16 protein-coding genes are annotated in these 22,304 nt (G+C 62.8%); 15 read left to right on the top strand and 1 reads right to left on the bottom strand.

The genetic code is table 11. The features are described from left to right. The first annotated feature begins 56 nt into the window (after positions 1 to 56). The 9 genes from BUA36_RS02060 to BUA36_RS02020 all read left to right on the top strand — a co-directional run bounded on the left by BUA36_RS02060 (position 57) and on the right by BUA36_RS02020 (position 14,052). Entirely contained in the window at positions 57 to 1,067 is a 1,011-nt protein-coding gene (locus BUA36_RS02060) for a LacI family DNA-binding transcriptional regulator (RefSeq protein ID WP_072780920.1), read from the top strand. Between the two features lie 98 nt (positions 1,068 to 1,165). Beyond that, the gene (locus BUA36_RS02055; RefSeq protein ID WP_072780919.1) at positions 1,166 to 2,461 is read left to right on the top strand and encodes a glycoside hydrolase family 5 protein; all 1,296 of its coding nucleotides are present in this window, start codon (positions 1,166 to 1,168) and stop codon (positions 2,459 to 2,461) included. A gap of 5 nt (positions 2,462 to 2,466) precedes the next feature. Further along, positions 2,467 to 3,834: a GH1 family beta-glucosidase gene (locus BUA36_RS02050; RefSeq protein WP_072780917.1), complete on the top strand. Its 1,368-nt coding sequence runs from the start codon at positions 2,467 to 2,469 to the stop codon at positions 3,832 to 3,834. Positions 3,835 to 3,858: 24 nt separating this feature from the next. Continuing rightward, positions 3,859 to 6,387, top strand: coding sequence for a glycoside hydrolase family 3 protein (locus BUA36_RS02045; protein ID WP_072780915.1), 2,529 nt, complete (start codon positions 3,859 to 3,861; stop codon positions 6,385 to 6,387). A 34-nt stretch (positions 6,388 to 6,421) separates the two neighbouring features. Next, complete coding sequence (locus BUA36_RS02040) at positions 6,422 to 7,708, top strand: sugar MFS transporter (protein WP_072780914.1); 1,287 nt, start codon at positions 6,422 to 6,424, stop codon at positions 7,706 to 7,708. A 132-nt stretch (positions 7,709 to 7,840) separates the two neighbouring features. Further along, on the top strand, positions 7,841 to 9,409 hold the full coding sequence (locus tag BUA36_RS02035) for an oleate hydratase (protein WP_072780913.1): 1,569 nt from the start codon (positions 7,841 to 7,843) through the stop codon (positions 9,407 to 9,409). A gap of 76 nt (positions 9,410 to 9,485) precedes the next feature. Next, positions 9,486 to 10,523 carry a hypothetical protein gene (locus BUA36_RS02030; protein WP_229255587.1) on the top strand — a complete coding sequence of 346 codons (1,038 nt, stop codon included), beginning with the start codon at positions 9,486 to 9,488 and terminating at the stop codon, positions 10,521 to 10,523. A 232-nt stretch (positions 10,524 to 10,755) separates the two neighbouring features. Continuing rightward, complete coding sequence (locus tag BUA36_RS02025; RefSeq protein WP_167544242.1) at positions 10,756 to 12,999, top strand: TonB-dependent receptor; 2,244 nt, start codon at positions 10,756 to 10,758, stop codon at positions 12,997 to 12,999. Between the two features lie 9 nt (positions 13,000 to 13,008). Beyond that, positions 13,009 to 14,052, top strand: a complete 1,044-nt coding sequence (locus BUA36_RS02020; RefSeq protein WP_072780910.1) for an enolase C-terminal domain-like protein — start codon at positions 13,009 to 13,011, stop codon at positions 14,050 to 14,052. On the opposite strand, the gene BUA36_RS02015 is transcribed toward BUA36_RS02020, so the two are convergent. Then, a complete protein-coding gene (locus tag BUA36_RS02015) occupies positions 14,012 to 14,620 on the bottom strand; it encodes a TetR/AcrR family transcriptional regulator (protein ID WP_072780908.1) in 609 nt (202 codons plus the stop codon). The two genes, BUA36_RS02020 and BUA36_RS02015, sit on opposite strands and share 41 nt — an antisense overlap. 50 nt (positions 14,621 to 14,670) lie before the next feature. Here BUA36_RS02015 and BUA36_RS02010 point away from each other — a divergent pair, with 50 nt between their 5' ends. The 6 genes from BUA36_RS02010 to kynA are packed head-to-tail and all read left to right on the top strand — an operon-like array spanning position 14,671 to position 22,296. Next, entirely contained in the window at positions 14,671 to 16,278 is a 1,608-nt protein-coding gene (locus tag BUA36_RS02010; RefSeq protein WP_072780906.1) for a serine hydrolase domain-containing protein, read from the top strand. Further along, entirely contained in the window at positions 16,271 to 17,596 is a 1,326-nt protein-coding gene (locus tag BUA36_RS02005) for an MFS transporter (RefSeq protein ID WP_072780905.1), read from the top strand. The genes BUA36_RS02010 and BUA36_RS02005 overlap by 8 nt, the downstream gene beginning before the upstream one ends. Beyond that, positions 17,593 to 19,053 carry a M81 family metallopeptidase gene (locus BUA36_RS02000; RefSeq protein ID WP_072780903.1) on the top strand — a complete coding sequence of 487 codons (1,461 nt, stop codon included), beginning with the start codon at positions 17,593 to 17,595 and terminating at the stop codon, positions 19,051 to 19,053. Before BUA36_RS02005 ends, BUA36_RS02000 begins: the two co-directional genes overlap by 4 nt. Then, positions 19,050 to 20,213, top strand: coding sequence for an aminotransferase class I/II-fold pyridoxal phosphate-dependent enzyme (locus BUA36_RS01995; protein ID WP_072780902.1), 1,164 nt, complete (start codon positions 19,050 to 19,052; stop codon positions 20,211 to 20,213). Before BUA36_RS02000 ends, BUA36_RS01995 begins: the two co-directional genes overlap by 4 nt. Continuing rightward, complete coding sequence (gene kynU, locus BUA36_RS01990) at positions 20,210 to 21,466, top strand: kynureninase (protein WP_208861845.1); 1,257 nt, start codon at positions 20,210 to 20,212, stop codon at positions 21,464 to 21,466. The genes BUA36_RS01995 and kynU overlap by 4 nt, the downstream gene beginning before the upstream one ends. Further along, positions 21,463 to 22,296, top strand: a complete 834-nt coding sequence (gene kynA / locus BUA36_RS01985; protein ID WP_072780900.1) for a tryptophan 2,3-dioxygenase — start codon at positions 21,463 to 21,465, stop codon at positions 22,294 to 22,296. The genes kynU and kynA overlap by 4 nt, the downstream gene beginning before the upstream one ends. The last annotated feature ends 8 nt before the right edge of the window (positions 22,297 to 22,304 follow it).

The raw sequence follows: 22,304 nt of genomic DNA, 5'->3' as shown, positions 1-22,304 counted from the left end.
GTTTTGGGGCGTGGGTTATCCTTGCCGCCGCATAGACAGAACAGATAAGGGAACTCGTGGCAACCATCAAAGACGTAGCCCGGCTGGCGGGCGTGGGATTGGGCACCGCCTCGCGCGTTATCAGCGGCAAGGGATCGGTGTCGCAATCCACCACGGACAAAGTGCGCAAGGCGATCGAGGAGCTGGAATTCCGACCATCGCACGCGGCGCGCTCGCTGCTGTCGGGGAGCTCGCAGATGGTGGGCGTGTACATTCCGTATCTGAGCGGGACGTTTTATACGCCGATTCTGCAGTCGATCTACACGGCCCTGCGTGCAGCAGGCTTGAACATGGTGGTGGCGTTCGGCGTCGGTGACGGCGATGCGCGCAACCAGGCGATCGAGGGCGTCAACTTCCTGATCGAGCGTGGCAGCGATGGCCTGATCGTGATGAGCAATGCGATGGAAGAAGAAGACTTCTTGGCACTGGGGCCGTTCCAGTCGAAGGTGGTGGTGATTAACCAGGACTTCGCGAGTATCACGGACCAGTGCTTCACGGTGAACCACGATGCCGGTGGACGGCTGGCGGCGCGTACCTTGCTGGACCTGGGGCACCGCAAGATCGCTGTGATTGCCGGCCGCGCTGCGGCGCCCGATAACCAGCAGCGTATCGCTGGCTTCAAGGATGAACTGGAAAAGGCGGGCATCGACACCAGCAAGATGTGGATGGCGGACGGCGAATTCACGCCGGAAGGCGGGCTGGCGTGCGCGGAGCAGCTGCTGCAATCGGGCGAGGAATTTACCGCGGTATTTTGCGCCAATGATGAAATGGCGGTCGGTGCGCTGTCGATGTTCCAGAAGGCTGGTGTGCAGGTGCCGCAGCAGGTGTCGGTACTGGGTTACGACGACACGCACAGCGCGGAATTCACCGCGCCGCAGCTCACCACCGTGCACATTCCGTGGAGCGAGATGACCCTGAACGGGCTGAATTATCTGCTCAATCAGTGCTACGAATTAAAGCGTCCGGTGGTGCGCGAGTACCAGATCCATGTGGCGGAACGTGCTTCGCTGGCGCGGCCGCCGCAGTAGGCAGTAAAAAGACGTAAAAAAAGAGGGCAGGCGCTGGTCGCATGCTCTTTTTTTGAGGTATATTGGAAACGATTCCACTGAATGGAACGGGGAGACTGATGTTTACACAACGATTGCTCAGAACAGCAGGCCTGGCGGCCGCGCTGCTGGCCGCGCAGTTGGCCATTGCAGCGCAGGCGCAGACCGCCTTGCCCATGCTGCATACAGAAGGCACGAAATGGCTGACGGCTGACGGCAGACAGCCGGCACTGCGCGGCGTCAATCTGGGTAATTACCTGATCCAGGAATTCTGGATGATGGGGCAGGAGAACAAGTCTGTCGGCGACCAGTGCACGCTGGAGGCGGTCCTCGACAAGCGCTTCGGCTACCAGGAGCGCCAGCGCCTGTACACGCTGTTCCGCGATAACTGGATCCAGCAGCGCGACTGGGACATGCTGCCGAAGATGAATCTGAATCTGGTGCGCCTGCCGTTCATCTACAGCGTGATCGAGGATGAGAAAAATCCGCGCCACCTGCGCGCCGACGCCTGGAAGTATCTGGACAACGCCATCGACGAAGCCGAGAAGCGCGGCATCTATGTGATCCTTGACCTGCATGGCGCCGTGGGCAGCCAGGGCTGGGAACATCACAGCGGCTGCGCCGGCAAGAACAAATACTGGGACACGCCGGAATACCCGGAACGTACCATCTGGCTGTGGCAGCAGATCGCCGCGCGCTACAAGGACCGTGGCGCGGTGGCCGGCTACAGCATCCTGAATGAACCGTGGGGCACAACGCCGGAGAATCTGGCCGTGGTCATGGGCACGCTGTACACGGCGATCCGCGAAGTGGACCAGAACCACGTCATCATCCTGCCGGGCCATAGCAAGGGCATCGATGCGTATGGCAAACCGTCCGAGCACGGCATGCGCAACGTCGCCTTCGAAATGCATCCATACCCCGGCCATTTCGGCTGGGGCAAACCGGGACTGGCCGTACATAAAGGCTGGCTGCAATGCGTGGGCGAAGGCGACAACGTGTGCAAATGGAAGGCCAAGCTGGAAGGCCTGAACACCGCCTTCTTCGTCGGCGAGTTCCAGCCCTGGGCCTTCATGGGCGCTGAAAACGGCGGCCAGGTCATGCGCGTGACGTACGACACCTATGTCGCCAATGGCTGGGCCTCGACCGCATGGGCTTACAAACGGCTGACCAACCAGGGCGGGCAGGGCACCGGCACCTGGGGCCTGGTCACCAACGCGCCCGGCGTCAAGATTGCTCAACTCGACTTCAACAAGGCCTCGCTGGCCGATATCGAAAACCTTTTCCGCCTGTTTGGCAGCGTGCCGTACGAGCCGCAGCAAACCGCCATCAAGTGGATGAATTCACCTACACCGCCAACTCCATTCGCCAAATAAAAACTATGACCATGATTCTTACTGACCTGCCTACGGCGATTAAACGTTCTGACTTTGCCAGCGATTTTCTGTGGGGTGTATCGACATCTGCCTATCAGATTGAAGGCGCCGTTGCTGAAGATGGCCGCGTGCCGTCGATCTGGGACACCTTTGCCGACACGCCGGGCAAGATCCGCGACGGTTCGACCGGCGCGGTCGCCTGCGACCACTATCACCGCTGGGAAGAGGACCTGGACCTGGCGCAGTCGATGGGATTGAACTCGTACCGTTTTTCGATTGCGTGGACGCGCATCTTCAACGGCGTGGATGCGACGCCGAATCCGAAGGGACTGGAGTTCTATTCGAAGCTGGTGGACGGCATGCTGGCACGCGGCCTGCAACCGTGGTGCACGCTGTACCACTGGGATCTGCCGCAGTACCTGGAAGACCAGGGCGGCTGGAACAACCGCGCCACCATCGACGCCTACCTGCAGTACGTGGACGTCATTACCAAACATCTGGGTGGCCGCATCAAGCACTGGATCACCCACAACGAGCCGTGGTGCACGGCCATGCACGGCAACTGGGACGGCATGCACGCACCGGGCAACAAGTCGCTGCCACTGGCCCTGCAGATCTGCCATAACGTGCTGGTGTCGCATGGCCGCGCGGTGCAGCTGATCCGCGCCAATGTGCCAGGCGCCAAAGTGGGCATCGCCCTGAGCCTGCATCCGGTGAAAGCCGCCAGCGACAGCGCTGCCGATATCGCCGCCGTGTCGCGTCACGACGCACTGCGCAACCGCTGGTTCCTGGACGTGCTGTATGGCCGCGGCTATCCGGCGGAAGCGCTGGCGCTGGTCGGCAACGACGCGCCGAAGATCGAAGCAGGCGATATCGAGGCGATTGCTGCACCATGCGACTTCCTTGGCGTGAACTACTACTTCCCGGAGATTGTGCAGGACGCGCCGGACGAATATCCGCTGCGTACCAAAATCGTGTATCCGCAAGACCGCCAGCGTACCGACTTTGGCTGGGAAGTCTCGCCGGAAGGCTTGATTACGCTGCTGGAGCGTGTCGCGCGCGACTATCCAACCGGTGACCTGTACGTCACTGAAAACGGTTCGTCCTACGACGACCACCTCGGCGCAGATGGAGCGGTGACCGACACCGCACGCCGCGACTACCTGATCCGCCACCTGGCAGCGATGCGCGATGCCATCGCCGCCGGCGGCAAGATCAAAGGCTATTTCGCCTGGAGCCTGCTGGACAACTTTGAATGGGCAGAAGGCTACCTGCGCCGCTTCGGCCTGACCTACATCGACTACGCAACGCAGCGCCGCATCGTCAAACAGAGCGGCGAGTGGTACAGCGCCTTCGTGCGCGGCAAAAACTGATAACTACAAACGGAGAGAGACTGAATGAATTCGCATAACCACATCCTGCGCCGCGCCGTGCTGGCCGCCACTGCCACGCTGGCACTGGGCATCAACGCCGTCGCCGCACCGGCCGCCAAACCGCTGACCGACTGGCCGCATATCACCAGCGCCGTCAAGCAGGACAAGGCCATGGAAGCGCGCATCAAGCAGATCGTGGCAGGCATGACGCTGGCGCAGAAAATCGGTCAGATGACCCAGCCGGAAATCAAATTCAGCACGCCTGAAGACATCCGCAAGTACTACATCGGCTCCGTGCTGAATGGCGGCGGCAGCTGGCCGCAAGGGAACAAGCATGCCAGCGCTGCGGACTGGGTCAAGCTGGCCGACGCTTACTACGACGCGTCCATGAGCACCGACATGAAGGTGCAAGTGCCGGTCATCTGGGGCATCGACGCCATGCACGGCAACTCGAATATGTACGGCGCCACGCTGTTCCCGCATAACATTGGCCTCGGTGCCGCGCATGACGCCAAGCTGATAGGCGAGATGGCCAAGTCGGTGGCCAAGGCGGTGCGTGCCACCGGTATCGACTGGGTGTTTGCGCCAACGCTGGCGGTGGTGCGTGACGATCGCTGGGGCCGCACCTACGAAAGCTTCTCGGAAGATGCGGCGATCGTTAAAGAATACTCGGGCGTCTACGTCAAAGGTCTGCAGGGCGATCTGAAATCGGACAACACCGTCGTCGCAACTGCCAAGCACTTCGTCGGCGATGGCGGCACGGCCGAAGGCAAGGACCGCGGCGTCAACCAGTCCACCATGTCGGAGATGATTAACATTCACGCGCAGGGCTACTACCCCGCGCTGGAAGCAGGCGTGCAGACCGTGATGGCGTCGTTCAATAGCTGGAACGACGTCAAGGGCGGCAAGGACCACGGCAAAATGCACGGCAGTAAAGAGCTGCTGACCGTCGCACTGAAAGAGAAGATGGGCTTTGATGGCCTGGTGGTCAGCGACTGGAACGCCATCACCGAAGTGCCAGGCTGCGCCGAAGACAGCTGCGCCGCCGCCATCAATGCCGGTGTGGACATGGTGATGGTGCCGGAGAAGTGGAAGCCCTTCATCGCCAACACCATCGCGCAGGTAGAGAAGGGCGAGATTCCGATGTCGCGTATCGATGATGCGGTAACCCGCATCCTGCGCGTCAAGCTGCGCGCCGGTCTGTTCGATGGCAAGAAGCCGTCGCAGAACATCTACGCCGGCAAGCAGGAAGTGCTGCAAGACCGCGCGCTGGCGCGCCAGGCCGTGCGTGAATCGCTGGTCCTGCTGAAGAATAATGGCGGCGTGCTGCCACTTGCGCGCGGCAAGAAAATCCTCGTGGTCGGCAAGAGCGCTGACAACATGGCCAACCAGTCGGGCGGCTGGTCGCTGACCTGGCAGGGCACCGACAACAAGAACAGCGACTATCCGGTCAGCGACACCATCCTGGCAGGTATCCAGGATGCTGCCGGCAAGGACAACGTCACCTATAGCGAAAACGCCGCTGGGGTTGATGTCAGCAAGTTTGATGCGGTGATCGCGGTCATCGGCGAGACCCCGTATGCGGAAGGCGATGGCGACATCGGTCCCGCTGGCACGCTGCGCCTGTCGGGACGCCATCCGGAAGACCTGGCGGTGCTGCAGGCCGTATCAGGCAAGGGCAAACCAGTGGTGACGGTGGCGATCACCGGTCGTCCGCTGTACACCAATGACCTGCTGAATTTGTCGGACAGCTTTGTGGCCGCATGGCTGCCTGGCACGGAAGGCAAGGGTGTGTCCGATGTCTTGTTCCGCAAGGCCGACGGCAAGATCAACGCCGACTTCCGCGGCAAGCTGTCCTTCTCGTGGCCGAAGTCTGCGTGCCAGTCGCCGCTGAACGTGGGTGACGCCAACTACGATCCACTGTTCAAATACGGCTATGGCCTGAACTACAGCAGCAAGACCACGGTGGCGGCGCTGGACACCAGCTATCCGGAAGGCGGCTGCGGCAAATCGCTGGCGGTGCCGATCTATAACCCGACTGACCGTTCGACCTACGCCCTGTACGTCACCAGCGGCGACAAGCGCGTCGCACTGGGCGCCGACCTGAACGCGGTACACAACCTGCCCACCGTGAAAGTGGAAACTGCACAGATCAACACCCAGCAGGACGCCAAGCGCCTCACCTGGACCGGTCCGGCCAAGCTGGAAGCACAATCCAGCAAGGCTATCAAGGTGCCTGCCTACGCATTGGCTGACGGTGCACTGCAGTTTGATGCTATCGTGTCGGCTGCGCCGCAAGGCAAGGTTTCCATTGGCATGGAGACAGTGGCGCTGGACGCCAGCACGGTATTCCAGAAGCTGGCCGGCAAAGGCAAGCAGACGGTCAAGATTCCATTGGCCTGCTTCGGCGCCAAAGGACTGCCGCTGGCGGCACTGAGCACGCCATTCAGCGTGGCCGCCGACGCACCGTTTGCGGCGACGTTTGCCAACATCCAGGTGGTTGGCGGCGCTGCCAAGGACAAGGATGCGCTGGCATGTGGGGACTTCAAATAAATAAAGAAGCGTATAACGAGGAGAAAGTAAGAGTATGGAACACTATTCGCAAGCTGCACCGGTAGCATCCGGGCAGTCGCAGGCGGGCGGCAATACCGGCCCGCTGGTCATCGTCACTATCCTGTTTTTCATGTGGGGTTTGCTGACGTCCCTGAATGACGTGCTGATTCCCCACCTGAAGGCGGTGTACACGCTGACCTATGTGCAGGCGATGCTGGTGCAGTTCTGCTTCTTCGGCGCGTACTTCATTGTTTCGCTGCCGGCCGGTATGCTCATCAAGAAGATCGGTTACCAGAACGGCGCCGTGGCAGGCCTGACGATTGCGGCGGCCGGTTGCGCGCTGTTCTACCCAGCGGCAACCAGCGGCTATACGCTGTTCCTGATTGCTTTCTTCGTGCTGGCTGGTGGCATCACCATCCTGCAGGTGGCCGCCAATCCTTACGTGGCGATATTGGGCGACGCGCGTACGGCATCCAGCCGTCTGACGCTGACCCAGGCCTTCAACTCGCTGGGCACCACCGTTGCGCCAACGCTGGGCGGCATGCTGATCCTGGCCGGTGGCGTTCTGAGCTCGGCCGACCTGGCCAAGCTGACCACCGAACAGCTGGCAGCCTATCACCACGCACAAGCGGCCAGCGTGCAAGGTCCTTACCTGGCGCTGGCTGGCGCACTGCTGGTGCTGGCGATCCTGTTCTCGCTGGCGCGTCTGCCGAAGATCATCGATACGGCAACGGGCGGCGCACAAGGCGGCTTCACCGAGGTGCTCAAGCACCGCCACCTGGCGCTGGGCGTGGTTGCCATCTTCCTGTACGTGGGTGGGGAAGTCAGCATCGGCAGCTTCCTGATTAACTTCATGGGTGATGCACACGTTGCCGGCCTTTCTGCAGCGGATGCCGCGCCTTACGTCAGCTATTACTGGGGTGGCGCCATGGTCGGCCGCTTCATCGGCTTCGCAGTGATGCGCACTATCAGCCCAGGCAAGGCGCTGGCCTTCAACGCCGCCGCCGTGATTGTTCTGGTACTGGTGGCCATCTTTAGCGGCGGCGCGCTGGCGATGTGGTCGCTGCTGGCGGTAGGCTTGTTCAACTCGATCATGTTCCCGACCATCTTCTCGATGGCGCTGAACAAGCTGGGTCCATTGACTGGCCAGGGCTCGGGCCTGCTGTGCATGGCGATTGTGGGCGGCGCGCTGGTGCCGTTCGCGCAAGGCCTGCTGGCCGATAACATCAGCCTGCAGCTGTCCTTCCTGGTGCCGGCGGCCTGCTATCTGTTCATCCTGTACTTTGGCGTGAAATACGCGAATATGTACACGGAGGAATAAGCTTTTCCGAAGCGCCTTTTAGAAGCTCCCCTCAGCTTGGGGAGCTTTTTTATTTTCTTTGATCTATCGCACAGACCTCGCATATTTTCGCCGCCTAAAATCATTGACATATCAATGAAAAGGAGTAGGCGCATGAATCATCCCATCAAAGCTTATCTGATCGGCGGCGGCATCGGCTCGCTGGCTGCGGCGGCATTCATGATCCGCGACGGTGGCGTGGCCGGCAGCGACATCACCATCTTTGAGGCGATGCCATTGGCAGGCGGCAGCCTGGATGGTGGCGGCAACCCGGACAGCGGCTACACGCTACGCGGCGGCCGCATGCTCACCACCGACAACTACGAATGCACCTGGGATCTCTTCAAGAGCATCCCATCGCTGGAGCATCCTGGGCGCACAGTGTATGAGGAGACGGTGGCCTTCAATGAAGCCAACAAGTCCCACTCGCGCGCGCGGCTGGTGGATCGCAACCGCTTCAAGGTTGATGTCACATCCATGGGCTTCTCCATGCAGGACCGGCTGGAGCTGGTCAAGCTCACCGAAGCGGATGAAGCAACGCTGGGTAACAGCGCCATTACCGACTGGCTGTCGCCGGAATTCTTCGACACCAAATTCTGGTACATGTGGGCGACCACGTTTGCGTTCCAGCCGTGGCATAGCGCGGTGGAGTTCAAGCGCTACCTGCATCGCTTCATGATGGAGTTCTCGCGCATCGAGACGCTGGAAGGCGTGAAGCGTACGGTCTACAACCAGTACGATTCCTTCGTACGTCCTTTGCAGCACTGGCTGCATCAGCAGGGCGTGCAGATTGCCTTCAACAGCACGGTGCATGATCTGGAATTGACCGATGACGCCTCGACGGTCACCGCCATCCATTACACGCAGGATGGCGAAGCCAGGATCCTCCGCGTGCGCCCGGAAGACCTGGTGTTCTTCCAGAATGCCTCGATGACGGATGCCTCCAGCTACGGCAGCATGTTCAGCGCACCGCCCAAGCTGGATAAAGACGACAGCCAGGGCTGGGCTTTGTGGGAAAAGCTGGCGCAAGGACGTCCGCAGTTCGGCAATCCGGCCGCATTCAATTCCAGCATTCCCGAATCGTGGTGGGAGTCCTTCACCGTGACGCTGAAACAGCCGGCGTTCTTTGACCGCATGGAGAAGTTCACTGGCAACCGCGCGGGCACCGGGGGGCTGGTGACGTTCAAGGATTCCAACTGGTTCATGTCCGTGGTGCTGGCGCACCAGCCGCACTTTGTAGGCCAGCCGGAAGGTGTGCAGGTGTTCTGGGGCTATGGCCTGCATCCAGACCGCGTCGGTAACTTCGTCGCCAAGCCGATGGCGGAGTGCAGTGGTGAAGAGATACTGCGCGAACTGTGCGGCCATCTGAACTTCGATTATGAAGAAGTGATGGCGACGGCGAACTGCATCCCATGCCGCATGCCTTACATCACCAGCATGTTCATGCCGCGCCAGTACAGCGACCGTCCATTGCCGGTGCCGAAAGGCTCGCGCAACCTGGCCTTCGTCAGCCAGTTCGTCGAGGTGCCGGATGATGTGGTGTTCACGGTAGAGTACTCGGTGCGCGCGGCGCAGATGGCGGTCTACCAGCTGCTGGAAATCCAGCGCGAAGTGCCACCCATTACGCCGCATGACGAGTCGCTGAAAGTGAAGTTCGACGCGCTGATCAAGGCCTTTAAATAAGGTCGCCAGCAAAGTCTTTTGTGGAGAGATATACTCTTGATGTTGTCCCTCCACAGGAGCCGTCATGACAGGCAGGATGAGTAAAAAACACTGGTTCTCTCTGATCGTATTGACTGTCATCTTCGCGCATTACTGTTACTTCCGTATCCCGTTTGTCGCCAATGACTACGGCCGCAACATGGCTGAGTGGCCCTTGCTGGGTGACGTGCTGTTCTCCATTCCTCTGCTGTACTACTTCCTGTTTCGCCCGCCGTTAAAGCGCTTCCTGATGGCATGGCTGGGCATTGTCGCTGCGGGTTTGCTGGTGGGCCGCGCGGTGATACCCGATGAAAGCAAACATCTGTGGCGCGGTATCGAAAGCTACTGGCTGCTGCTGGTGCTGGCCGAGTGTGCGCTGGAAATCTATTTGCTGGTGCTGGTCGCACGTCGCGTAAAGGGTTTGCTGCAATTGAGCGGAAATGCCGACGAGGCGCTGGCGACGGCCGTTCGTGGCCGCTTTGGACACAGTGGCTTCGCGCCGTTTGCCTTGTTTGAAATGCGGATCTGGTACTACGCACTGTTCATGCGCAACGGCGAGCAACTGCGCTTTCGCGGCGAGCAGCACTTCAGCTATGACAAGAACGACGGCAATGTGTCCAACCAGTTCGCCTTCATCATGGTGATGCTGTTTGAAATGCCGTTGTCGCACTTCATGCTGCACCTGATGTCAGTGAGACCATGGGCGGCGTGGCTGGTGGACATCCTGAGCTTGTGGTCGATGCTGTATCTGGTGGCGGAATACCGCGCCAGCCAGTGGCGGCCCATCTCGCTCGATAGCGACGCACTGCTGATCCGGAATGGCGTGTTTGCCGACGACCGCGAAGTGCCTTACGCGATGATCGAATCAGTGGTCCGCTGCAGCAACGACATCCGCCGCCAGCGTGGTATCCTGCGCTTCCGGCAGTTTGGCAGCCTGAATGTCGAGATTCAGCTGCAGCAAAACAGCAAGCTGGCGAACGGTTTTGGCCGCGTGCGGCCTGTCTCCAGAATCTACCTCAGCCTCGACAAACCCGACGCTTTCGTCGACGCCCTGCGCGTCAGAATCCCGCCGGTGCACCCACCGGTTTCTGCATAGGACCGAGCACACCAGGCGCTGTTCGTTGCCTGCACTTCCTCCGCATCGTCATGCACACCCGTGCAGTAGGGCGCGCTCACTATCCACCTGAAGACCAGCAGTTACAGCGGCTCTGCCAGCATTTGGCGTGGCGAACGGCCATGCAACAATTTGAAAGATTCTTCTTGCGTTGACGGAATACTGAATCCATAATCAATAAAAAAATGAACAATCATTCATTATGGAGACAAAGATGCGTGGACGTATACCTGGTCCCGGCTGGACCTTTCATGGCCGATCCCTGCCTCTTGCGGTACTTGCCGCATGTGGCGCTTTCCCTTTCACCGTAGCGGCACAAAATGCCCGCCCAGATGCCGCAGCGGCGTCCGAGGCGATTGAAACCGTGGTCGTCACGGCACAGCGCCGCCGCGAGCCGGCGCGCGAAGTGCCGCTCACCGCAGATGTGGTACGGGGCGAGGCTCTGGAGCGGTCCGGCTATCAATCGCTGGCCGATCTGGCCGCGCTGCTGCCAGGCGTGAACTACAACGAAGCCGGCAGTGGTACGGGACAAAGCCAGGTCACCATGCGCGGCATCTCGACCGGTTCGCAGGTTGGCGCCACGGTCAGCATGTATATCGATGATGTCCCCTTCGGCTCCAGTTCCGGCTATGCGGGTGGCGGTTCCAGTGCGTTGGATCTGGGCCTGTTCGATCTGGCGGCGGCCGAGGTCTTGCGCGGTCCTCAGGGAACACTCTATGGCGCTGGCGCGATGGGCGGCTTGATCAAGTATGTCGCGGTCGAACCGGACACGCATGAGCGTGTGACCAACGTCACCACGGAACTGTCCAACGCCCGGCACGGTGAATTGAGCCACGTGGCGCGCGGCGTGTTCAATCTGCCGCTGAGTGATGGCGTTGCCGCGCTGCGCGCCACGCTGTATCAGCGCAAGGAGGGCGGTTTCGTGCACGACCGTAACCATAGCGATCAGGTAGTTGATGGCTCGCTGACCAACGGCGCACGCGTGGCGCTGCTGCTGACACCGAGCAAGGATCTGTCGCTGCGGCTTACCGCGCTGACCCAGTCCCAGCAGCGTGACGGCTCGTCCACCGAAGATGTCCAGATTGCGACCGGGCAGCCAGTGGATGGACGGCAAACCAAACGGCTGTTCGTCAACGAACCGGTCAAAGTGCATAACGACCTGTTGTCGCTGGCGATCAAGGCCGACCTGCACTGGGCGACGCTGGATGCGATTACCGGCTGGCAGCGTTCACGCAATGACGGCCGCGCCGATCCGTCCGCACTGTACGTGCCTTATCTGGCGCCGCTAGGCATCAGCGCACCGGGTTATGCGCTGGACTACAGCTTCTACAACCGCAAGGTAAGCCAGGAGATCCGGCTGACGTCACCACGTAGCCGGGTATTCGAATGGCTGGCGGGAGCGTTCTATACCAATGAGGTTGGCGCCAAGTCGCAGCACTTGCAGCCACTGAATGCGGCATTCGAACCGGTCCAGCCCTTGCTGGCGGATGCACAATTTCCCTCCACCTTCCGCGAAGCGGCCGTGTTTGGCACCGGCACGTATTTCCTCAACGAGCGCACCGACGTGACCCTGGGTGTACGCCGTAGCCATAACACCCAGCATCTCGATCAGCGCTTCGCCGGCCTGTTCGCGCCAGCCCCGCAGCCGACAGCCGAGTCGTCTGAAGATGTGACGACCTGGATGGCGACAGCACGCTGGCGGCCGGCGCCACGCCACGCATTGTACGTACGCGCCGCCAGCGGCTACCGTCCCGGCGGACCGCTGCCGGTGATCCGCAACCCGCTCACGGGCGAGCCGCTCAACAAACCATCGTTTGCGTCCGATACCCTGTGGAGCTACGAAGCCGGCTGGAAGGGCGACCTGGTACCAGGCAAAGTATCGGCCGAACTGGCCGTGTACCAGATCGACTGGAAAGACATGCAAGTGTTCACCGCGAACGCCGGGTTTTCCGGCATCGGCAATGCAGGACGCGCCCGCTCACGGGGGATCGAAGCAACCTTGCGCGCCAAGCCGGCCGAGGATGTGCGCGTGGCGGCCGCGCTCAGTCTGATCGATGCGAAACTCCGTGACGACAGCCCAGACCTCGGCGGCAAAGCCGGCGAGCGCCTGCCCGACGCGGCGCGGGTGGCTGGCGCGGTGCAGGTGGACCGCGATTTTTCGGTAGACGGCAACCATGCCTACCTGGGCGCATCCCTGCGCTACACGGGTGAGCGCTTCAATGCCTTCGTGCGGCCGCCGGCTAACCCTTTGTACCGGTTGCCCGCCTACACCATGATCGACCTGCGTGGTGGCATCGAACTGGGGCGCGCCAGCATCGGCTTTTTTGTGCGCAACCTGCTGGACCACCGCGCGCAGACCTCCGCCGATACCACGCTGAGCGCCATGGGCGGGCCGGCCCGCATCAACCTGGCCGCGCCGCGCACGCTGGGCGTGCAGTTTTCCTATGCCTTCTTTTGAGAGCGTCCCATGCTGATTTCAACCTTCATTGAACACGTCTCTTTCAAGCAGCCCTTGTCGATTGCCGGCCGCACCCTGGCTGGCCAGCAGGTGCTGCGGATCTCGGCCCGTTACCAGGGCTGGGCAGCCGAAGCGGAAGCGGCCGGTGTGTTTTACCGCGGCGAGTCCGGCGCCACCATGCAACAGCAGGTGCATGACTGGCTGGCGGATCTGCCGTGCGACCTGCCGGGCATGTGGCGCCGGATACAGCAGATGCCAGCAGGCGGCGCCCGCAATGCGCTGGACTGGATCGTCTGGCAACTGGAAGCAGCGCAGCGCGGCATCCCGGCTTACCAGCTGGCTCATTTGCCAGGTCTGCGGGCCAAGCCCACCATGGTCACGCTGGGCGTTGCCGCCGCCGGGCAGATGGCAGCCATGGCGCAGACCTATCCTGGCGCCCGCGCGCTCAAGCTCAAACTCGATGGCAGCGCCGAAGATGCCGAACGCGTCGCCGCCGTTCGGCACGCGCGGCCGGACGTCAGCCTGTCTGTCGATGCCAACGAAGGATGGACGGTGGAGCACCTGGACCGCATCATGGGCTGCCTGCTGGAACACCGGGTGGAGCTCATCGAGCAGCCGTTGCCGGCCAACGCTGATGCCGTGCTGGACCACTTCCACTCGCCGATTCCGCTGGCGGCCGACGAATCGCTGCAGACAGTGCACGACCTGGAGCAGGTGGCGCGCCGCTACCAGGTGGCCAACATCAAGCTGGACAAATGTGGCGGACTGTCCGCAGCACTGCCGCTCGTCGCCAGTGCGCGGCGCCTCGGCCTTGGCGTCATGGTGGGATGCATGGGCGGCCGTTCACGGGCCTTGCTGCCGGCCTTTATCGCGGCCCAGGACGCCGACCTGGTGGACCTCGACGCGCCGCTGTTGATGAGTACGGACAGCGTGCCGTCCGCCCGCTACGAGGACGGCTGCATCAGTTTCGACCCGGCGGCCTATGCGCCTGCAGCCTCGGCGGCAACTGCCGCTAGCGTTTCTTCCGCACAGGCGTGGCATGCAGCCGGCTAATCAGCATGCGTGCCGCCGCGATCTTGGTATCGATGGTGGTCGGCACGCCGATCAACATTTGCGACTGTGCGGCAATCAGCAGCGACAGCAGGCTCTCGCCAACAGCCAGCGCGTCGGCCGCATCCAGTCCGGCGGCGTCTGCGTTGACCCTGGCGACAGCATCCAGCACCGCGCTGCGCAACTGTTCGTAGTTCCTGATCACCACGGCCTGCACTTCGGGACTGCGGCGCGCAATCGCCGCCACTTCCAGCGCAGTCCGGGCCGCCTGTCCCGCTGTATCCGGCGCTTCCTGGCGGTGCAGGATGGTTTCCACCAGTTCCAGCAAAGCGGCAGCGCTGCCGCAGGCGGCAAATGGTGCACCACTCAGTTCGGCGGTTTCGATGAGTGCCACCAGGATGGCTTCCTTGGAACGGAAATGCACATACAGCGAACCGACCGACAGGCCGGCCTCCTTGCTGACGTCGCTCATGGAAGCGTCATACAGCCCCTTGCGTTCGAACACGGCGCGCGCGGCGCTGAGGATTTGCTGGCGTACGGCGGCCATATGGCCAGGATCGCGTTTAGGCATGGAAATAAAAAGAATGATTGTTTATTCATTTTAAATGGAAAGAGATAGCAATGACCAGTAATGACATGGAAAAACTTGATGCGGTACTGTCCGGCCTGGCAACCGACGGCGGTCCCGGTGTGATTGTGAGCGTGCAGCGGGCGGGCGTGCCGCTGGTGCGGCGTGGCTACGGCCTGGCCAGCCTGGACTCGGGGCTGGTGAACACGCCAGCGACCAAGATGCGGATAGGCTCCACGACCAAACACTTCTGCTGCGTGCTGGCGCTATTGCTGCGCAACGAGGGCAAGCTGTCGATTGACGAACCCATCGCGCGCTGGCTGCCTGAGCTGCCGGCGTCGCAGGGCGCGCGCACGGTACGCCAGCTGATGAACCATACCGGCGGCATGCGCGACTACCTGGACCTGTCGCTGCTGTCCAATGGCCTGACCATCGTGCCGGAAGAGGCGGCGTTTGATTACCAGTGCCGCCAGCAGGAAGAAAATTTCAGCACCAGCGAGCAGTTCATGTACAACAACGGCGGCTATCGCCTGTTGTCGCTGGTGATCGAGCGTGTACTCGGCAAGCCGCTGGCGCAGGCCATGCGCGAACGGCTGTTCGAACCGCTGTCGATGTATGACACCGTACTGTGGAGTACCGACCTTGATCCGCTGCCGGGCAGCGCAACCACGCATCTGGTCCATCCGGACGGCCATTTCACAAAGAGCCTGTTCCCATCGGTGATACTGGGCGAGGGCGGTGTGGCGTCGACGCTGGATGATATGCAGCGCTGGCTGAGCCATCTGGTCAATCCGGCGTTGTGGCCGCATACCTTGTCGGATGAACTCATGGCGCCGACCACGCTATCCAATGGGTACATCAACCCCTACGGTTTCGGACTGATACACGAAAACTGGCGCGGAGTGACGGTGCTGCACCATGCCGGCGGCGTGGTTGGGGGAACCTGCCAGATGCTGGCCGCGCCGGAACAGGACATCCAGATCATCGTCATGAGCAACCGCAGCGACGTCACCGCCGCCGACATTGCCCAGAAATTGCTGACTGCGCTGCTGGAACCGCAATTGACGCCGGAAGACGAGCCGGCCGATCCGCAGCTCGGCGCAGCATTGGGCGGCGACTATTACTGCGACCAGAGCGGCCGGCACTTTGCGATTGAAGCGCGTGAGGGCAAGTTGTACCTGGTGAGCTTTGGCATGCCGTTGCCGTTGCTGAGGGATGGCGAATCCGGGCTCAAGGTGAACCTGCTGTCGATCATCGTGTTCGGCATCGTCGCGGTGCGCGACAGCGGTGGCGCCGTGACCGCGATTCACGTAACGGAGCAGGGCAAGACCCACCGCTGCGAACGCGTCAGCCAACCGGTCCAGGCGGCCAGCAGTGTCGCACCGTTTTCCGGCAACTGGCGCAGCGACGAGCTGGGCGCCGACATTGTGGTCGAAACGGGCGAGCGCGATGTGCTGCGCATCGTGGGTTTATATGGACGCAACGTGTTCAAGCTCCAGCCGCTGCGTGGCGATGTCTGTCTGCTCTCCAGCCTGGACCCGCATGTGCCCCTGCATGGCACCTTGCGGCTGCGGCAGGGCGCAACGGGAGGCCGTGAACTGATGCTCGATACCTCGCGTACCCGCCGCTTGCGTCTGCAGGAGCGCGCCGACCATGGCTGACACCTCCGCACCATCGCGCGTGCTGAGCGCCGGCTTTGGCGCGGGCACGCTGGGTTCAACGCTGAGTTCCGGCGTGGTGCCCTTGCTGTTCCTGTTCTACCTGACCGAGTTCGCCCATGTGCCGCCCGCGCTGGCGGGCCTGCTGCTGGCGATTCCCAAGGTGGCCGATATGCTGCTGGACCCGTGGATCGGCCGCTGCACGGATGGCTGGGCACGCAAGGCCGGCAACCGTGGCGCGCTGCTGGCGGTCACTGCACTGGTGCTGCCTGCCGTGCTGGTGCTGCTGTTCGTGCCGACCGACAGCCTGGCGCTGCCATTGCGCGTGTCGTTGATCGGTGTGCTGCTGGTGCTCCAGTCGCTGGTGTTGACGGTGTTTTCCGTGGCGCATACCGCGCTTGCCGGCGACATCACGGACACCATTACTGGCCGCAGCACGCTGATGTCGGCACGTGCGCTGGGGCAGACCTTCGCCGGACTGGCGGTGTCCGTGCTGGCGCCGCAACTGGTGGCGGCTTTCGGCTCAGGCAGTGGCGGCTATCTGTGCATGGCCGCCGTGCTGGCGGCTGCGTCAGCGCTGGCGCTGGTGCTGTGCTGGCTGGCCGTGCGCCGCACGCCGTTGCGGGCTGGCGTGGAAAGCCACGCCACCGCGCCACTGCTGGCGGCACTGCGCGCCACCTTGCGCAACCGGGAGTTCTATCGCGTGGTGCTGATCCTGGTGTTGCTGGGGACCAGTTCTACCGCCCTGTTTGCAGCGCTGCCCTATGCCAACCAGCATTTGCTGCGGGCCGGCCCGGAAAACCTGTCAGCACTGCTGACGCCCATCTTCGTGTCGCTGCTGCTTGGTGTCGCGATAGCGCCGGTGCTGGCACGCCTGCTGCGTCCCAACGCGGTGCTGGGCGCGGCCTTGCTGGCCGCGTTCGCCGGCGTGCTGTGGTTTGCCGCCGGCCCGCGTGAAAACCTGTCGATGATGGCCGGTGGCGCGCTGTTCGGGCTGTCCTGCGGCACGCTGACCGTGCTCATCTCGACGCTGGCAATGGAAGCCGCAACGAATTCATCGAGCCGTGGCGAAAGCCTGGGCCTGTACCTGGGCATCCTGTTTTCAGCCGAAAAGCTGGGCCAGTCGCTGGGCGGCATCGTGGTCGGCTTTGGTCTGGAGTGGGTCGGTACGTTACAAGGCACACCCGCGCCGGCGGCGCTGCACCGTCTGGCAACGCTGTTTGTTGCGGTGCCGGCGGCGGCGCTGCTGTCAGCGTTGCTGCTCGTGCTGCCATTAATTGCGCGGAGCAGCGCACAAGCGATAAAGGACAACAACGCATGAGAATCTTCACTTCCGCGCTGGTCACGGAAACCAATACTTTTTCGACCTTTCCCACCACGTTGCGCTCGTTCGAGGAACTCGGCATCGTGCGCGGCCCCATCGCAGACGACGTGCTTAGCGACGTCGGGCCGATCGTCAAGAACTGGCGCCGCCTGGCCGCACAATACGGAGATACGGTGCATGAAGGCGTGTATGCGATTGCCCAGCCTGCAGGCGTGGTGGCCGCTGCTGCCTACCGCCAATTGCGCGGCGAAATACTGGCCGCGCTTGAGCGTGCCATGCCGGTCGACATGGTACTGCTGTTCCTGCATGGCGCCATGGTGGCCGAGGGCGTGGACGATTGCGAGGGCGAGCTGATCGCCGCAGTGCGCGCCTTCGCCGGGCCAAACTGCGTGATCGGCGTTGAACTCGATCCCCATTGCCACATGAGCCCTGCCATGGCAAAGGAGGCGGATGTCATCATCCTGATGCGCGAATATCCGCACGTTGACTATGAACCACGCGCCGTGGAATTGTTCGAACAGTGCCGCGCAGCCGCCACCGGCGCCACCCGCCCGGTGATGGCCGTGGCCGACTGCGCCATGGTGGGTTTTTATCCGACCACCGCACAGCCGATGCGCGGCCTGGTGGACTTGCTGGGCGAGGTTGAACGCCGTCCCGGTATCCTGTCCGCCAGCTATGTGCACGGCTTCCCGTGGGGCGATGTGCAGGACGCGGGAACCAAGGTGCTGGTGGTGGCGGACCATGACCGCGAACTGGCGGCGCGCACCGCGCATGAACTGGCGCAGACGCTGTACCGGCTGCGTCACGACCTGCTGCCGCGCCTGGAAAGTGTCGAGCAGGTACTCGACCCGGCGCCTGCCGGTCCCTATCCGGTGATCCTGGCCGATGCCGGCGACAATCCCGGCGGCGGTGCGCCGTGCGACCACACCGCGTTGCTGGCCGCCCTGTTGCGCCGTCCGACGCTGCGCTGCGCGTTCGGCATGCTGTGGGACCCGGAGGCGGTCGACGCCTGCCACCAGGCGGGACTGGGGGCGGTCATCAATCTGAGCATCGGCGGCAAGGCCGGACCGGTGTCCGGTACGCCGCTGCAGCTGGATCTGACTGTGCTTGGTCTGGCCGAGCAGCATAGCCAGCAAGTGGGGCCGATGGTTGATCCGCTGGGGCGGGCGGCCTGGGTGCGCTGCGGCGCGGTGGACATTGTGCTGATCAGCCGTCGCCAGCAAACTCTGTCGCCTACCGCCTTCACCGGCCTTGGCGTACCGCTGCACGAGGCGCGCGTGATTGCCGTGAAATCCAGCCACCACTATTACGCCGAGTTTTCCGCGCTCTCCAGCAATTGCCACGTGATTGAGACCGGCGCGGCGCTGTCGATGGACTTTGCGCACTTGCCTTACCGCCGGCGCAGCAAACTGTTTTACCCCGCGGTGGCCAACCCGGCGCCGGAGCTGGCATGAGCGCAGTAGCGAAGACGATAGCCCCGCTGCGCCGCGTGGGATCGCCCAGCTGCGCCTGGGTCGAAGTCGATGGCCGCCATCTGCTGAGTTTTGGCGGATCGGGCTACCTCGGCCTCGGTGACCAGCCAGACCTGATCGAAGCCGGAGTCGCTGCGCTGCGCCGCTTTGGTGTGCATTCGCAGCTGGGCCGGCACTATGGTTATGCGCTGGGTGCGAATCTCGAAGCAGAGCAGGCCGCACGGGCATTTTTCGACGTCGATGGCGCGATGTACTTCGGCAGCGGCTATCTGTTTGGCCTGATTGCGATGCCGGCCCTGGCCGATTTCTGCGACGCGATTTTCATTGACGAAGCGGCGCACTACAGCTTGCGCGATGGCGCCCGCGCCTCCGGCCGTCCCGTGCATACCTTTCTGCACTGCGACGCGGCGGATCTGGGACGGCAACTGGCGCGCAAACTGCCGCAGGGCGGGCGGCCCATGGTCGCCACGGATGGCATGTTCGCCACGCGCGGCACGATTGCGCCGCTGGACGCCTACGCCGCGCTGCTGAAGCGCCACGCGGGCTGGCTGGTCGTGGACGAGTCGCATGCGTTTGGCGTGCTGGGTGCGCAAGGACGCGGTGCGGTGGAGGCGTGCGGCATTGCGCGGGACCGGGTGGTGGCCGGCGGTTCGATGGCCAAGGCGTTTGGCGCGCACGGCGGTATTGCGCTGGGCGCAGCCGCCGTCATCGAGCGTCTATGGCGGACGCCGGCCGCACGCGGCGCCGCGCTGGGCTGCTCCGCTGGTGCGGCCATGACAGCGCGCAGTTTGCAGCTGGTACGCCTGCGTCCCGAACTGCGCGCACGCCTGCACACCAATGCGCAGCTGCTCAAACGCAGCCTGCGCCACCTCGGCTTGGCCATTGACGACAACGGCAGCCCGATTGCTGCATTCATCGTTGACGATGCGCAGCGCATGCGCAACATACAGGAAGCTCTCATGAAAGAAGATATTTTCATCGCGTATTCAAATTATGTCGGCGCCGGCCCGGAAGGCATCTTGCGTGTCGCCGCGTTTGCCGATCACCTGGAGTCGGACATCAGCCGCCTGCAGGTGGCGCTGGGGCGCATCCTGCTGGGCGCACCGGCGCGCATGGGTTTGCAGACCGGGGGCCGGTCATGATCGCGTCGCGCCAGGAGGCGCTGGCGCTGGACCGTGACGATCCGCTGGCGCACCTGCGCGAGCGCTTCGAACTGCCCGACGGTGTGGTCTACCTGGACGGCAATTCGCTGGGCGCCTTGCCGCGCGCAACGCCGGCATGTCTGGAGGAGGTCGTCAAACGCGAATGGGGACAGGGCTTGATCGGTAGCTGGAACGAGGCGGGCTGGGCGCAGTTGCCTGCGCGGATCGGCGACAAGATCGCCACCCTGGTCGGCGCCAATCCGGGCGAACTGGTGGTGGCGGATTCCACCTCGGTCAACGTCTACAAGGCGCTCAGCGCCGCACTGGTAATGGCGCTGGCCAAACGCCCGCAACGGCGCCGCATCCTGTCCGAGCGCCACAACTTTCCCACGGATCTGTACATTGCAGAGAGCCTGGCGCGTCAATATGGTTGTGAACTGGTGCTGGCTGACGTACCGGAGCAGATTCCAGAAATGCTGGAGCAGGGCGGAATCGCGGTCATGATGCTGACGCATGTGAATTACCGCACCGGCCGCCTGCACGACATGGCCGCATTGAACCGGCAAGCGCGCCGGGAGGGCGTGCTGACGCTGTGGGATCTGGCCCACTCCGCAGGGGCGGTTCCCGTCGACCTGAATGGCGACGACGCCGACTTCGCCGTGGGTTGCGGCTACAAATACCTCAACGGCGGCCCCGGTGCACCGGCGTTCGTATGGGTCCACGGCCGGCATGCTGACACTTGCCGGCAGCCGTTAAGCGGCTGGTTCGGCCATGCTGAGCCGTTTGCCTTCACGCCCAGCTATGCGCCCGCGCCTGGCAGCAGCCGTTTCCTCTGCGGCACGCCGGCCGTGCTGGCCATGGCGGCGCTGGAATGCGGCGTCGATACCGTGCTGGCCGCAGGCGGCATGCATGGGCTGCGGCGCAAATCGCTGGCATTGACGCGGCTGTTCATCGAGCTCGTCGAGGCGCATTGTGGTGAACACGGACTGGAGCTCGTCACGCCGCGTGACGAGGCGCTGCGCGGCAGCCAGGTCTGTCTGGCGTATGCCGACAACGCCTATCCCGTCATGCAGGCGCTGATTGCCCATGGCGTGGTCGGCGACTTCCGTGCGCCGGATATCCTGCGCTTTGGTTTTACGCCGCTGTACACGCGCTACGTCGACGTCTGGGACGCGGTGCAGGAGCTGGCCCGGGTGCTCGACTCGGGTAGTTGGCGGCAGGCCCGCTACCACCGTAAAGGAGCTGTCACATGAGCGCCGCCAGTGTCCACGAAGATGGCGCCAAACTCGATTTTTCCCGCGACATGAGTTATGGCGACTACCTGCACCTGGACGACATCCTCAACGCCCAGCATCCGCTGTCAGCAGACCGCAATGAAATGCTGTTCATTGTCCAGCATCAGGCCAGTGAACTGTGGATGAAGCTGATGCTGCATGAACTGCGTGATGCGGTGGCCTGCATTGCAGATGACCAGTGCGCGCCAGCCTTGAAGATGCTGGCGCGCGTCTCGCACATCATGGCGCAGCTGGTACAGGCCTGGGACGTGCTGTCCACCATGACGCCGCCGGAATATGCCGCCATTCGTCCCTCGCTGTCCAACAGCTCGGGCTTCCAGAGCTGGCAATACCGGTCGATTGAATTTTTGATGGGGAATAAAAATGCCGCCATGCTGGAGCCGCACGCGCACCACGCCGCAAGGCGGCAACAGCTTGAAGCGGCCTATGCCCAGCCATCGCTGTATGACGAAACCTTGCGCCTGCTGGCGCGGCGCGGCATCCCTGTGCCGGCGTCGCACACGCAGCGCAACTGGCGCGCGCCATACGAGCCAAGTCCAGAAGTCGAGGCCGCATGGCTTGCCGTATATCAGGCGCCGCATTTGCATTGGGATCTGTACCAGCTGGCCGAAAAGCTGACTGACATCGAGCAGGCATTACGGCTGTGGCGCTTCCGCCACGTCAGCACGGTCGAGCGCGTTATTGGTTTCAAACGCGGCACGGGCGGCACGTCTGGCGTCAGCTATCTGCGGCGCATGCTGGACCAGGTGATGTTCCCCGAATTGTGGACCCTGCGCACGGCGCTGTAACCCGTTTC

It is taken from the genome of Duganella sacchari (assembly GCF_900143065.1).
GTDB lineage: Bacteria > Pseudomonadota > Gammaproteobacteria > Burkholderiales > Burkholderiaceae_D > Rugamonas > Rugamonas sacchari.
Note: the sequence above shows the minus strand (reverse complement) of the source record. Positions and strands in the feature narration are given on the sequence as shown.

Excerpts from the sequence above, each read along its gene's own strand:
- kynU (WP_208861845.1), top strand. The coding sequence starts at position 20,210 with ATGATCGCGTCGCGCCAGGAGGCGCTGGCGCTGGACCGTGACGATCCG.
- BUA36_RS02010 (WP_072780906.1), top strand. The coding sequence starts at position 14,671 with ATGACCAGTAATGACATGGAAAAACTTGATGCGGTACTGTCCGGCCTG.
- BUA36_RS02030 (WP_229255587.1), top strand. The coding sequence starts at position 9,486 with ATGAGTAAAAAACACTGGTTCTCTCTGATCGTATTGACTGTCATCTTC.
- BUA36_RS02020 (WP_072780910.1), top strand. The coding sequence starts at position 13,009 with ATGCTGATTTCAACCTTCATTGAACACGTCTCTTTCAAGCAGCCCTTG.
- BUA36_RS02000 (WP_072780903.1), top strand. The coding sequence starts at position 17,593 with ATGAGAATCTTCACTTCCGCGCTGGTCACGGAAACCAATACTTTTTCG.
- BUA36_RS02050 (WP_072780917.1), top strand. The coding sequence starts at position 2,467 with ATGACCATGATTCTTACTGACCTGCCTACGGCGATTAAACGTTCTGAC.
- BUA36_RS02045 (WP_072780915.1), top strand. The coding sequence starts at position 3,859 with ATGAATTCGCATAACCACATCCTGCGCCGCGCCGTGCTGGCCGCCACT.
- BUA36_RS02035 (WP_072780913.1), top strand. The coding sequence starts at position 7,841 with ATGAATCATCCCATCAAAGCTTATCTGATCGGCGGCGGCATCGGCTCG.
- BUA36_RS02025 (WP_167544242.1), top strand. The coding sequence starts at position 10,756 with ATGCGTGGACGTATACCTGGTCCCGGCTGGACCTTTCATGGCCGATCC.
- BUA36_RS02015 (WP_072780908.1), bottom strand. The coding sequence starts at position 14,620 with ATGCCTAAACGCGATCCTGGCCATATGGCCGCCGTACGCCAGCAAATC.
- BUA36_RS01995 (WP_072780902.1), top strand. The coding sequence starts at position 19,050 with ATGAGCGCAGTAGCGAAGACGATAGCCCCGCTGCGCCGCGTGGGATCG.
- BUA36_RS02005 (WP_072780905.1), top strand. The coding sequence starts at position 16,271 with ATGGCTGACACCTCCGCACCATCGCGCGTGCTGAGCGCCGGCTTTGGC.
- BUA36_RS02055 (WP_072780919.1), top strand. The coding sequence starts at position 1,166 with ATGTTTACACAACGATTGCTCAGAACAGCAGGCCTGGCGGCCGCGCTG.
- BUA36_RS02040 (WP_072780914.1), top strand. The coding sequence starts at position 6,422 with ATGGAACACTATTCGCAAGCTGCACCGGTAGCATCCGGGCAGTCGCAG.
- kynA (WP_072780900.1), top strand. The coding sequence starts at position 21,463 with ATGAGCGCCGCCAGTGTCCACGAAGATGGCGCCAAACTCGATTTTTCC.